Raw genomic sequence first — 14,386 nt, forward strand, 5'->3', positions numbered from 1 at the left:
ATAAACTGAAGATGAAGCCAGAAGAAGCTACAATAGCAAGTTTGCTGTCGATTGAAGGAAATCAATGGCATTACCATGTCCCTAAATATCAGAGAGAATACACTTGGGGTAAAAATAATTGGAGCAAGCTAATAGAAGATATTTACGACAGTGACCTGGGGCATTATATGGGCTCCGTTATTTGCGTTCATGAGAAAGAAGAACTTACTCCAAGTGAGGAACTAATTTACGATGTAGTTGATGGACAACAACGCTTAACCACTATCTCCTTAATGTTAATGGCGATCTATTATAAATTAAAATTTGATCTACCAGAACAACAACCTGAAATTGTTGACGACGATGATTACACAGACAGTTTGAACAGCATTAGAAAAAAACTCTTGAAAAAAATCAAAGCCCTTTCATCAAAAATCCCTACAGGTGGTTTTAAGAGTGATAGTTCAATTTGCTTTCTTCGTGTTCAACCTTCATCACAATTCTCGAATCTTGACGATTATAAATTCATCCTTTCTGAAGTTGAATTGATTGATGAATTACCTAAGCCTAGAAATTGTGGAAATCGTTCAATATATAAGGCATATCAATATTTCTATGACCATATTTCAGATGAATGGAGTGGTTTAAAGGACCTGCTTGATAGAATAAACAGGCTTGCTTTTATTTTAATTTCAGAAACAAGTCATTCCAAAGCTTTCATGCTATTTGAAACGCTAAATAATAGGGGCGTTCCGCTTTCCGGCATTGACATCATCAAAAACAAAATGCTTGCGGTACTTGAGAAAAATCATGGTAAACATATTGACGATTCATATAACCAATGGCAAAAACTTCTTTCTAATCTTCCATCGCACGAAGAACAAGATCGATTTCTAAGGCAGTTCTATAACGCATTTAAGTTTAAGGATGAGATAAAAGTGGAGAAAGTTCCAAAGGCAACCGGTTCAACATTAATCAAAATTTATGAGTCTCTAATCAGTTCAGATGCAGAGGGAATCTTTAAGGAACTTCAAGGCAAAGCAAAAATTTATAATCAACTCATTGAACCAGAAAAATACCCGGTTTCAAAGCTTACCGAGTCTTTAATTGATTTGGCAAGGATAGGCGCGAAACCATCTTACACTTTTTTATTATACTTTTTTTCCTTGGACGAAAAAAACTTTAATGAATCAGATTTGAAGTTAAAAGTTGTTGACCTATTCTGCAGGTATTATTTGCGAAGGAATGTTACAGACTTCCCAAATACAAGAGACCTGGATGCTATCAACATAGACCTTATTGAACAATGTGAAAAACGAATTGAGAACAACGGAATGCTTGATTATTCATTTATAGAAGATGCCCTGTTAACAGGAAAGGGCAAGCCGGAAACAATTGAGACGTTTAAGGAATCGTTGGGTGACAATATTTTCTATCACAACGAAGGTATGGCAAGATACTTACTCGCAAAGCTTGATGAAACTTCACACACCAGAGAATACAAACCTGATTTATGGGCAAGAAATGAAAAAGGACTTTTTGTATGGACAGTTGAACATATTTTTCCTCAAGGAAAAAACATTCCAAAGGATTGGGTTGAAATGATTGGTTTTGGCGACAAAGAGAAAGCTGAATCAATTCAGGAAAAGATGGTTCACTCGCTCGGTAATTTAACTTTGAGCGGTTATAATTCAAAACTTTCCAACTATTCTTTCTCTAAAAAGCAATCCCGTTCTGATGCAAACATCTTCGGCAACAAAATAAAAATTGGATATCAAAATGGAATGGCAATAAACAATATTGAATTTAAAATAAAAGGAAGAAAATTTACAATTGCTAATGCACCTGAATGGAAAAAAGAATCCATACAATCAAGAAATGAAGTAATGGTTGATATGATCTTAAAACTATTTGCATTTAACAAAAGGGAAATATCTCAAGTAGGTATAATAGAGTAAATCATGACAGCAACAGAACAAACACAACTCGGTAAGACACTTTGGGCAATAGCAGATGACCTGCGCGGCTCTATGAATGCAGATGACTTTCGCGATTACATGCTTTCGTTTTTGTTTTTGCGGTATTTATCAGATAACTATGAAGCCTCTGCAAAAAAAGAGTTGGGCAGGGATTATCCTGTCCTGGAAAAGGAAAACAAGCGTCCGCCATTATCGGTTTGGTACAAAGAAAATAAAGCCGATGTGGTGGAGTTTGAAAAGCAGATGCGCCGTAAAGTACATTATGTAATAGAGCCACCCTATTTGTGGAACAACATTGCTGATTTAGCCCGCACGCAAAATGAAGATTTGCTGAAAACACTTCAAAGTGGTTTTAAGTATATCGAAAATCAATCTTTTGAAAGCACGTTCCAGGGCTTGTTTTCAGAAATCAATCTTGACTCTGAAAAGCTGGGTAGAAATTATAAAGAACGCAATGCAAGGCTGTGTACCATTATTCAAAAGATTGCAGAAGGCATCGCTCAGTTTTCTACCAACACCGACATCCTCGGTGATGCTTATGAATACCTGATTGGCCAGTTTGCTTCCGGTTCCGGTAAAAAGGCCGGTGAATTTTATACGCCGCAACAGATATCAACCATCCTTTCTGAAATTGTAACGCTCGACAGCCAGGACCCTTCTTTGGGCAAAAAGAAAAAGCTGGATAATGTGTATGATTTCGCCTGTGGTTCCGGCTCGCTGCTTTTGAATGTGCGCAAACAAATGGGCCAGCATGGAATTGGTAAAATTTATGGACAGGAAAAAAATATTACTACCTACAACCTTGCCCGCATGAACATGCTGCTGCATGGTGTAAAGGATACCGAGTTTGAAATCCATCATGGCGATTCATTGCAAAACGATTGGGGTATACTTAACGAAATGAACCCGGCAAAGAAAATGGAATTTGATGCTGTGGTAGCAAATCCACCATTCAGTTATCGCTGGGAGCCATCCGAAGTATTGGGAGAAGATTTCCGTTATAAAAGTTATGGCCTTGCACCTAAATCGGCCGCAGACTTTGCCTTCTTATTACATGGGTTTCACTTTTTAGGCAAGGAAGGTACTATGGCTATTATTTTACCGCATGGTGTTTTATTTCGTGGTGGTGCAGAAGAGCGAATCCGCACAAAACTTTTAAAGGATGGAAATATTGATACGGTGATAGGATTACCGGCCAATCTCTTTTTCTCCACCGGCATCCCGGTTTGTATCCTGGTGCTGAAAAAATGTAAGAAGTTTGATGATGTACTCTTCATCAATGCCAGCGAGCATTATGAAAAAGGCAAACGCCAGAATCGCCTGCGCGACGGCGAAGACGGCGAGCCAAATGATATTGAAAAGATTGTAAACACCTATAAAAACCGCACTGAAGAAGACCGCTATTCCCGCCGTGTTTCAATGGAAGAGATTGAGAAGAATGGTTATAACTTAAACATTTCACGATACGTTAGTACGGCTATTGACGAGGAAATAATTGATTTGAAAGTGGTGCATGAAAAGCTGGTGGAGATTGAAAAGAAAGCAGCAGATGCGCAGAGGAGGCATAATGAATTTTTGAAGGAGCTGGGATTGGAGGGAGTGTGAGGGGTATATTTTAGTAGAATTACTACCCTTATTATTCGGCTAAAAAATAAAGAAGTCATTAAAGAAACTCTTTAAACAAGCTTTAGTAAATTAATTAATATATTTTTTAGTAAGGATTTTAAATACAATTTCTTTGAAGAATTTTTCCAAAGAAAATTTGTTTTTATGCCAAAAACTGACTTTAGATGGCAGTAAGAAATAAGACGGTATACATACTTGGAGCAGGTTTTTCTATGGATTCGGGCGCACCTTCTCAGGCACAAATCATCCAGAAGATTTATCAACTTAAAGAATCATTCAAAAAAAACTCAAAAGCACGGCCTTGGCTTAAAAAGATGGATTCTTTCCTCACTGATCAGCTTAGAGTTTCAGATGATCAAAAAGCGTTTTATTCTCTTGAGGATATCTATACTCCTATTGATAAATCTTTGGTAGAAATGGAATCATTTAGGGAACTTTCACCAACAAAATTATTGGACTTGAGGGATACACTTAATCGACTTGTGATTTTGGCTGTTCGGGAATCAATTGCTAAGAGTAAGAAGGATAAATTAACAATTGAACAATTTGCTGATTGTTTAGTAGCTCAGTGTAAAAAAAGGCTTGAAGATGAAAAAGAAGATAGAGTATCGGTTATAACTACAAACTGGGACATCATGCTTGATAATGCGATTTATTCCAGACTTTGTTCCGATCCTAAACCCAAGGGAATGCCATTCTTAGGAGTAATCGATTATTGCTGTTACATAAGTTCACTTAAAGAAGATGCTGATGATATAAAACCAGGTTTGTATGCTTTAGGTAAAGGAGGATATAATGTAAAATTATTAAAATTACACGGCTCCTTAAACTGGTTGCAATGTCCAAAGTGTCAGAGATTATATGTATCACTCTATAAAAGATTTGCGGGAGGTTACGTTTACAGTAAGAAGTTTTGTAGACATTGTGAAAAGAATTTTAATGAGAAGAAACATTATTCTAATCAACTTCGAGTAAACTTAATAACACCTACGTTTCTTAAGAATCTTAATAACATTCAGAATAAATTAATCTGGCAAAATGCAGGAATAGAATTAAGCGAAGCTTCAAAAGTTGTATTTATGGGTTATTCTTTTCCTCTAGCAGATTTTGAATTTAAACAACTTCTTTCTCGTATGATTCCATCAAGTGCGAAGATTGAAGTAGTTCTTAGACCGTCCGACAATCCTGATAATTGTGAAGAAAAGTTTCGATGGCAAACAGCCGGTTATCGGTACAAGAATTTTTTTAGCGGAAGAGAGTTGACTTTTCACTATGATGGTGTGAAGACGTTTGTAGAAAAGTATTGTTAGTAAGACTATCCATTAGGGGCTTAGGTGTGTGATTACCGATATTGAGAGTAACTGAAATGAAGATTGCCCAATCAATGAATATTGATGCTTTCACGTAATTACTCAATTTTTATACTCATTATATGCAAGAAATGTTAAGCGAATTATACAGCTGGTTTGTAAACGGGGCAAACGTTTTTATTAAGACAATTACACCTCCTATAATCGTTGTCAGTTTGTATAAAATTGGAAAATTTGTGATAGAAAAAGTAAAGGCAAAAAGAATAGAAAAAAGCTTGTTTCCATATTATACAGTTGGCTTTATCCAACAAGCCAAGAAAAAGTACATTAGGACAAAATGCCAAAATATTGATCCAGCTAATGAAATTAATCTAAAACAATCATTTGCCTTTGCGGCGCGAGAAGATTTACTAAAATTTTTTATGGCAAAAGTTTTTAAAGTAGTTGAAAATGAAAACAGATTCTATTTAATACTAGCAGATTCAGGTATGGGAAAAACCACCTTTATGGTGAATTTATACATGCGATTCACAGCACTCAATTATGTTAATATTTTTAAGAAAAAGATTAAATTATTCCCATTAGGGGAGAACTTTGAAACTTTAGTTAAAAATATTAAATCGATTGAAAACCCGCATGAAACCATTCTTCTGCTTGACGGTTTCGATGAGTTGCCTGCAATCGATAATTCAGAAATAATCAGTAAATTCAATGAATTAATTGAATCAGCGAAAGAGTTTTCGATTGTTATAATAACTTGTCGAACTCACTTCTTTTCTTCTGAAGTAGAGGAACCGTTCGAATTAAAAATCAAGAAGTTCAATACTCAAGGAAATGGTTTCCATACAATCAAGAAAATATATATCTCTCCTTTCGACAATAATGACATTAAGAGGTATATTAAGAAAACTTTCCCTTTTTATGATTTTTCAAACAAACGTAAAGCGCTTGATGTTGTAAATAAAACGAATGATTTAATGGCTCGGCCCATGTTATTATCATACATAAAGGATATTATAACACTTTCCGAGATAAGGCTCACCACGAATTTCGACATCTATGAGTCATTAATTTATAATTGGATAGAGCGGGAGTCTAATAAATACCCCCAAGATCAACGATGGGATTTTAAATTAAATCTAATTTATTTTTCTTATGCCGCCAGCGATTTCATATACAACAACTATGAAAAGAATGGCTTGTATATTCCGCTGGAAGTTGCTCAAAGGATTTCAAAAGAATATAGCCTTATTCTCAATGATATTGAAATTAAGAGTAGGTCACTTTTAAACAGAAATTCTGGCGGAGATTATAAGTTTTCCCATAAATCAATTTATGAGTTCTTTCTTGCCTATAATGGATATTCAGAACGAATTGTCAATGGTAATGAAAACACAATCAAGTATAATTTGGAAAATAATGACTTTGCAAAAAAATTGATTGAAGACATTATTATTTCAAAAAGGCACAAATTTTTACTGCCAAAAATGTATGATAAATTTAATAATTTAAATACGGATCTCTATAAAAAAATATTGGATGTAAGAAATAAAGATATAGAAGTAAATTGGATTTCAGGTAATAAATTTAAAATAATGAAAACTAAATCAAGCAATACTAGTGAAAGTAGACTGCTTGAAAATATTTAAAGAGATAAAATTTATCCGAGGTCGTGTCTCTCCTCAAGGCCACTTCCGCGATTCGTGACACACGAAACGGTATTTTTTTATTTTTAAATCCGGATAGTAATTTGTGCATGCAAATTCAAAGAAAATATTATTGTGAATTAACGGAACTTATTTCTTTACTGTCTTGTTGAGAACTCATTGCAAGAACAGTTTAAGCTGTTCTAAACTAAATTAAATTACATGAATGATTCCTTTTACTTTTTAGCAGAAAGTTACAATTCGAATGAAATACTCCGCAGTTTAATAAAGTTAATCCCTCATGGAAGTATTATAGATAATAAGTTGACTAATTTTTATACAAAAGAAAAGGCAAGAAGATTAAAAATTTTTTATGATGAGTTGGCAAATGGCAATATTCAATTAACTGAAGAAGTTATCGAAAGCGATGATTTTATCCATAAATATTATATTACTCTCAAAGCTGTTTTAGAAACAAGACGCGATGAGAAAATACAATATTTTGCCAGGTTACTAAAAAATTCTGAATCTGAATTAGTGAATAACCCGACAGATTATTATGAAGATTTTATTAAAGTATTAGATGATTTGACTTATCAAGAACTTTTTGTTCTTAAAAAATTAAAGGAAAAAGAAAAAGAATTTGAATCACTCCAAGGAAGACGTCTTATGATTCATAAACGATTCTACCGCAAATTTAAAATACAACTTTCTGAAGAAATAGGTATTACTGAAGATGAAGTGCTATCTATTTTTATTAGATTAGGTAGAACTGGATGCATTAATCTTGATAAAAACACAGATCAATTTAATCAGGTCTCCGATTCCATTGCAACAACTGATTTTTTTAAAAAACTTGAAACCTTGGCCTTAACTTAATGACTCGTCCTAAAAAAAGTTTACAGGTTAATAGATAAATCCTGCGATAGGTTTACAGGATGATTTTCATTGTTTTCACAAATGTACTTGCTCATGGACAGATATTTATTTGCAAGGCGAAAGAGTTATATTGAGATAGGAGAAATATTTTTTTGGACGGCTACCATAAATAATTGGCAACGTTTGTTGTTGAAAGATGAGTACAAAAATGTTATTATTAATTCATTAAGCTATTTAAGTGAATCAGGGAAAATAGATGTATATGCTTTCGTTATTATGCCCAATCACATTCATCTGATATGGAGAATAAAAGAGATGAATGGTAAAGAAACTTCACAAGAGGCATTCCTGAAATATCCTGGTCATAAGTGAAAAAAGTGAAGAGCCTGACCTGTGGTTCGTGGGGCCACGAACCTTGGTGTGGGTTTTTCCCCTTAAAATTTGGAGCTTTTTCATGACGAGAACAAAGTTTTTTCACTATTTGACAGAATTGTGGTTAAATAGCTTTGGTGTGGTAGTAAAGTATCTGAACGGTATTTTCAAGATCAGAAATGCTGTTCATCTAAACATTTATTAACATAAGCGTAAAACTATATGTTTTCATATCACCTTACCAAAAATTATAAAATATTTTTTTTATTGCTGCTATTTTATAATATATCGAAATTCGCTTCTGGGCAAGAAAAGACTTTAGATATACCTCCCGTATATCAACAAACACCTGAATGGTGTTGGGTAAGTTGTGGAGAAATGATTTTCAAGTACTATGATATTTGCTCTATCAACCCAGCGAATAATTTTCAGTGTGGGATTATTGCTTTAATTGGTCCAGCATGTAACAATAACTGTTTTTCTTGTCCGCTGCCGGCAGGATCGACACAAACTATAATAAATATGTTAGCAAGGTACCCGTACTATGCTCACAACATATGTGGCAGTTCAAAAACAACAATTGGCTGTATCGATGTTTTTGGTCAATGTTCTGAGTCTACAATCATTGCCAATATTGATAATGACATGCCGATTATTGCGGGCATAAGTCCTGCAGGCGGCGGTATGGGTTTGGAAGCTGCGCACGTAGTTTTAATTGTTGGTTATGATTTGAATCAAGATGGCACTTATGTTATTATCAATGATCCTTTTCCCTATTCAAGATTAAGAATGACAGATCCTTATACTTTTTACGGTGGTCAACTAGTTGAGGATGGACAGTACAAAATGAAATTTTCAACTTTTACCTCTAATTTCAGGTGGAATAGGTCGTTAATAAGTATACGTTAGTTCTTGATCTAGTTACTTATAAGAAAGTTATACTCTTAAGCTTAACCAGCAACAATTATCGAATCACACTTAGTAAATATTCAACTCAATTAAATGAAACAATATTATTTTTCAGTTCATTTTTTTTCATTTATTAACCCCGTCTTTCACGGGTATTTGCGAGATCAAATATCAATTTCCATTAATCCTGCAATTGCTAATTATATGGCGTTCTTAGTACTGTAGAATCACGGAATAGGTTTTATGAGGATTTGTTTTTAATACTGAAAAATGACCAACCAGGTGGTTGATCTGTCTTTTGATGAAGTTTATAAGAAAAGTGATGATAGCATCGATGGTTATAATTTCCAGATTAACCCAAAATGATCATATGCGAAATTACAATCCGGATCATATCTGGTTCAGAAAGGGATTAGGCAGCAAAAATTTTGAATCTTGGGGAGTTACTTCACCGAATCAGGGTGGTTATCCGATGGTCGGTGGGGGTCTTGATCTAAAAAGGACTCTTTTAAAAAGCTGCAAACAATTTTATAGAGTATTGATCTAATACCATTTAATGGAATGGTTATCTAAACTGGACAGATCATATATATATATCTAAAAATATTATTATTAATAAATTTTTATATTAGTAATTTTGTAACTATAAAGATTGGTAGCTATTCTCAGGGCATATACAATATTTTACACCATTATTAAAACCTTGCTAAAATGAAAACTCTTTTTATTTTTTTCCTGCTGCTCACGAATTTTTTTTCATATTCCCAGGAACAAAGATTTACATGTTTTTATGGTGAAGGAGGGCATCCCGATTTGGCATGTTTGAGAATGCATCAATACTCCTTTAGCTCTGAAACTGATGCAAATACAGCAATACGCACCATAATAAGACCATTAGGTTTAGCTCCAAATTTTGTTTTAGTCCCTTGTTTGAACATAAATAACTGTGCCGCTATTACGTTAAGTGATGGAATAAGATATATAGTTTATGATAATGACTTTATGACAACAATTGCTAAAAGCGCTCGTACAAATTGGGTTTACACAAGTATTCTTGCACATGAAATTGGACATCACCTTCAAGGGCATACAACAATGGGAAGCACTCTTGAACAAGCTCGCAAAATGGAGTTGGAAGCAGATAGATTTTCGGGGTTCATTTTGCAAAAGTTGGGCGCCACATTAGATGAAGCTGAGGCAGCTATGAAACAATTACCCGATCCAGATAATGAATCTTTATCTGATCATCCACTTAGATGGCGAAGATTGGAATCAATTGAGGCCGGATATAATGACGCCATAAAAGGGGCCCAAGTCTCTCACGCTGACCAACCTGTCATTACCACTTCTGCAACTACACTCGTTAAGCACGATATTATCACCTCCAATTCATTTCCTTCATTAAGCGAGTCCTGGAATAAAGGATATAGGTTTAGAGATGCGGTTTACTCCGAAAATAAATGGTATGTTTTTATGGTAAAAGATGGAAAACCTCAATCTTATCGATATCGAAATTATTACCCCAAAACTGAAATAGAAGCCCTTTGGCAACAAAATAAATATATTGATTATTTAAATTATAGCGATGGAAATTATCATTTAATAATGTCAGGCAATGATATAGACTTTGACGAGGTTTATTTTACTTCTTCAGATTTCCCTAAAGAAAAGATCCAAGAATATTGGGATAAAGATTATGTTATTAGAAATATCTTTAAATCAGGAACCAAATGGACAGTTGTATTAGATAAAGCAATTAATGGGAGTTGGCATCAATTATGGAGATCTAGAGATTATTTTCCAGAAGACATTATAAAAGAATATTGGAATCAGGATTATGTTATAAGAGTACTTAAGTTTTTCGATAATAAATGGTATTTAGTTATGGATAAGGATTCAAAAAGTTCACAAACCGGTCAAAAATGGTTCTCTCGAAAATATTTCCCCCTAGATGAAATGATAAAATACGAAAATGAAGGATATATATTGCAATGTGCAGACTACGACGGGGACTTATGGGTGATTGTAATGAATAATTAAATATACCTTCTTCCTTCGTATCCACGAACCGGAATAGTAGTATAAATGAGTTTAATAGCCAGTACATCTAAATAAAAATAAGCCAAAAATATATGCTGACATATAACGAACGTATAGAATTAAGAGACAAACTGGCGAGCGGCGAAATCGGAATTGAATTCGCACAAGAACAGTTTTGGAAGGATTTTAAAGAAGGAAATAAATCTTGGCATACAAAGGACTGGAAAGAAAGAAGGGATAAGTTGATCAATGACAAATGTCAAATATGTGATAGTAAAGAGATGTTAACGCTACAACACCTTTCTCACCCAAGAAAATACTCCGAGTATTTAACAGAAGCAAGAAGGACATATGCCAATGATTACATCAACACCAATCCTAAAATTGATAAATCTGAATTTAGCAATCATATCCTAAAAGATTATGATTATGCACCAACTCCCTTTTGTCCAAACTGTAAAAACAGTAGTCCTAGCAGAAGAGTAAGAAAAGCCCCACAATATCGTTGCACAGTATGCAAACATGAATTTGATGAGCCAGTTTATAAATCAATTGATGAACTAATCTCAATCTTTCTTGAAAATGAAGATGCACTTGAAGTTCGGGATAAGTGCTTTATTTCAAAGAAATGGAAAAATCAACATAACCTGTCAAGTATCAGGTATTGGATGCAAAGAGACCGGGCAGTAGCTAAAGATTCAGCAACGATTGAGAAAGAGGCATTTTTACTTTACCTAAATGATGACATTAAATACCTTTCATTTGAGGACACGATAACAGCTTGCAAAAGATGTGCGTCAAGTTATGACTTATACAGAATGGAATTATGTCCACAATGCAAAGAGCATTACAAAGGCATTCAATATTCAATCTGCATTCCATGTTTGCCGGAAGAAAAGCGGAAAGCTGTTTTAGAAAGTATAGCTTTTGGAAACGAATGGCGAGAAATGGAAAGAGAACTTGGAATTGACTAATTGCGAATTGAAAACCTGCTGCCAACCTCTGCGGGCTCCCTCCGAGGTTCGTGTCCACGAACCGGAATAGTCAGTATAAATGAGAAGTGATAATTAACTTTAAAGCCACAAATGTACTTGCTCATGGACAGCTATTTATTTGCAAAGCGAAAGAGTTATAATTGCAACGGTTGTTATTGAAAGATGTTTTCTTAGCAACGTCTCACTTCGAGAATATTTTTTATCTACCGGAAAGATCGTGTGGACGTTGCGCCCGGAAGATTGATTAGGAATCAAACTGGTTGAACCAGGTATTCGTCATTTACGCAATGTCCCGATGGGAATAAACTCAATTTGAAAATAGATGATGGAGACATTGCTGAGAAGGAGGGTGGATTATATGATGGTCCGTGGGGACACGTACCAAGGCGAGGGGTAGCGTTAGACCTATAAGGTTTTTGAAACCTTATAGGTCTTTTTTTTTGGCAACGTCTCACCTTGGTGAATATTTTTTTATCTACCCGAAAGATCGTGTGGACGTTGCGCCCTGAAGATTGATCAGGTATCAAACTGGTTAAACCAGGAATTGATCATGTACGCAATGTCCCGATGGGCATAAACTCAATTTGAAAATAGATGACGGAGACGTTGTTGAGAAGGAGGGCGGATTATATGATGGTCCGTGGGGATTGCTATGGAAAAAACAAATCTATTTTAGGCTGCTTTTTTATAGTTTTCCACATAATATTTTTGGTTATTCACTACTGCCACTGCCCGCAAGAGTATCTTATTGCAAATTGCATTTAATACAGAATTAGGATGTTTCCCCTCAGTTACCTTTCTGTCGTAATACTCTTTAAATTCCTTATGATTTTTTAGCGATGATAAGGCACACATGTGAAGCAAAGATTTGAGTTCTTTATTTGCCATTTTATGGACTTTATTTCGACCTTTTAAACTAGTTCCGCTTCTGTCACTAAATGGTACCACTCCAACATAACAAGATAATTGTTTGCCAGTGATTTTACCAGCAAAATTATTAGTGCAGCAGAGGATATAAGTTGCAGTAACCGGTCCTATGCCAGGCACTGAAAGAAGAAAGGTATAATTAGCGTTGATTGATGAATCACTCTTAATTACAAATGTGATTTGTTTCTCTATTTCAGTTATGGATTTTTGTAAACCATTTATAGCCATTTTATAAATGTTCTCCATCATTTTTTGTGTGGCTTTATCATTGATATTTTTTAATTCTTTCAGATATGCTTTATTAGCTCCAAGCTGGGTTTTTAATCTTGTCCTGGATGTTATTAAATCCTTGAGACTGATAAACACAGGATTCAAAGCAGGAGTAGCTTTCAGCTCACCCTCATTCTTATAGGCATAGCTACAAAGCCTCTGGCTGTCTATCTTATCGTTCTTACCCCGGGCAATGCCAAAACTCTTTTTAATATGGGCGGCATTACCTATGTGAATGGGAATATTATTTTCACTAAAAAATTTCCATAACAGCCGATGGTATATTCCTGTATTTTCTATTACTAGTAAAGTATCATTATCAAATGTTACTTTTTGTACTTTAAGCCATTTTTTTAGGAGTGCCAAACCTTTAATAGTATTGTTGAAACGCTCAATGATCATCTGTTGTTTTTGAAAATTAACAACCTGCATCAAAGAGATGTCAAACCATAATTTTGAAACATCAATTCCTAAAAAAAAGCCCGTTTGTTTTTTCATCATTTTGGATTTAAATTGTGAATAATTACATTAACCATTTTTGCCCCATTGTCCTAGTCCTTAATAATGGGTAATTAACCCCAATTGCTATATGGACACTAAGGGAAAAAACAGCAGCGGATTGTATCTCCACATAGGTAATAAACCTTGACACGGAACATAATGTACCGCTGCTGATGGTTAGTGTTATCCACATAAAATAGTGAATTGTAAAAGAAAAAAAGAACCAAAAAAAGAAAAGTAGTAATAATAGTAATATGTTCTAATAAATTAAGAATACAAATCTAAAGGACACGAACCTGGGAGAGCGCCAGGTTTTATGAAACAGGAGCAGATGACTTTGGATTTTTAAGTAACCTGTTTCAACGGTAGAAAATAAAGACAGACATGTAACCCACAAATTCTCCTTTTTTTTATCTTATCCCCACAACTGAATACTACTCCACTTTTCAGGTAGATGGGTGTCATAAATACCGTGACTGTTCAGTGCCATTGCGGGATGTGATATTTCCGTTCCTGAGTGAATTAATTTTTGAAACCTTCCCAAAAACATCTTCCAACGATCACCGTTTGAAGGCGGTATGCTTCTGCCATTCGCCAAAATTTGCATGCTGCTCCATGGAATGGCTATTTCCAGACTCCATCCTTTATCAATGTCAGCATTATCATTTAATGTTCCATCAATCATCACGGCAGTTTGCAATCCGTGCATATCAAAATGAGTAAAAGCCCAGCGGATACCGCGGGGATGAGTACCTTTCCAAAACGTGGTGTCACTCCGGTCAGCGTTGCCGCCGAAAGTGTAAGCCTGCGGATGATGTACATCAAATTGCGGAATATCAAACCTGCTGCCTTTTGTAAACGCGTCTTTCCAAATAAAAAACACTTCATATACCGTATTCATAGCGTTTACTTCCAGCTCGTAATAACAATCGCCGCCATCAATAAAAACTTCA

General features: G+C 34.8%; 11 protein-coding genes. 9 read left to right on the forward strand and 2 right to left on the reverse strand.

The window, feature by feature from the left end:
• Positions 1-11: 11 nt before the first annotated feature.
• The 9 genes from EFY79_RS19760 (at position 12) to EFY79_RS19800 (ending at position 11,714) form a co-directional block, all read left to right on the forward strand.
• A complete protein-coding gene (locus EFY79_RS19760; protein ID WP_123122480.1) occupies positions 12-1,937 on the forward strand; it encodes a DUF262 domain-containing protein in 1,926 nt (641 codons plus the stop codon).
• A 3-nt stretch (positions 1,938-1,940) separates the two neighbouring features.
• A complete protein-coding gene (locus tag EFY79_RS19765) occupies positions 1,941-3,563 on the forward strand; it encodes a type I restriction-modification system subunit M (RefSeq protein ID WP_123122481.1) in 1,623 nt (540 codons plus the stop codon).
• A 185-nt stretch (positions 3,564-3,748) separates the two neighbouring features.
• Complete coding sequence (locus EFY79_RS19770; protein WP_123122482.1) at positions 3,749-4,894, forward strand: SIR2 family protein; 1,146 nt, start codon at positions 3,749-3,751, stop codon at positions 4,892-4,894.
• A gap of 122 nt (positions 4,895-5,016) precedes the next feature.
• The gene (locus EFY79_RS19775; protein ID WP_123122483.1) at positions 5,017-6,543 is read left to right on the forward strand and encodes an NACHT domain-containing protein; all 1,527 of its coding nucleotides are present in this window, start codon (positions 5,017-5,019) and stop codon (positions 6,541-6,543) included.
• A 219-nt stretch (positions 6,544-6,762) separates the two neighbouring features.
• A complete protein-coding gene (locus EFY79_RS19780) occupies positions 6,763-7,419 on the forward strand; it encodes a hypothetical protein (protein ID WP_123122484.1) in 657 nt (218 codons plus the stop codon).
• Between the two features lie 93 nt (positions 7,420-7,512).
• On the forward strand, positions 7,513-7,791 hold the full coding sequence (locus EFY79_RS19785; RefSeq protein WP_158605262.1) for a transposase: 279 nt from the start codon (positions 7,513-7,515) through the stop codon (positions 7,789-7,791).
• A 222-nt stretch (positions 7,792-8,013) separates the two neighbouring features.
• A complete protein-coding gene (locus tag EFY79_RS19790; protein ID WP_123122486.1) occupies positions 8,014-8,700 on the forward strand; it encodes a C39 family peptidase in 687 nt (228 codons plus the stop codon).
• A 711-nt stretch (positions 8,701-9,411) separates the two neighbouring features.
• On the forward strand, positions 9,412-10,740 hold the full coding sequence (locus EFY79_RS19795; RefSeq protein WP_123122487.1) for a M48 family metalloprotease: 1,329 nt from the start codon (positions 9,412-9,414) through the stop codon (positions 10,738-10,740).
• A 92-nt stretch (positions 10,741-10,832) separates the two neighbouring features.
• On the forward strand, positions 10,833-11,714 hold the full coding sequence (locus tag EFY79_RS19800; RefSeq protein ID WP_123122488.1) for a hypothetical protein: 882 nt from the start codon (positions 10,833-10,835) through the stop codon (positions 11,712-11,714).
• 693 nt (positions 11,715-12,407) lie between these two features.
• Here the strand turns inward: EFY79_RS19800 and EFY79_RS19805 are convergent.
• Positions 12,408-13,430, reverse strand: a complete 1,023-nt coding sequence (locus EFY79_RS19805; RefSeq protein ID WP_158605263.1) for an IS110 family RNA-guided transposase — start codon at positions 13,428-13,430, stop codon at positions 12,408-12,410.
• A gap of 418 nt (positions 13,431-13,848) precedes the next feature.
• Positions 13,849-14,386: carbohydrate-binding family 9-like protein (locus EFY79_RS19810; protein WP_123122490.1), on the reverse strand; the 538-nt coding region annotated here is incomplete at its 5' end.

The sequence above is a fragment of the Hanamia caeni genome, assembly GCF_003721595.1.
GTDB classification, from domain to species: Bacteria; Bacteroidota; Bacteroidia; order Chitinophagales; family Chitinophagaceae; genus Ginsengibacter; species Ginsengibacter caeni.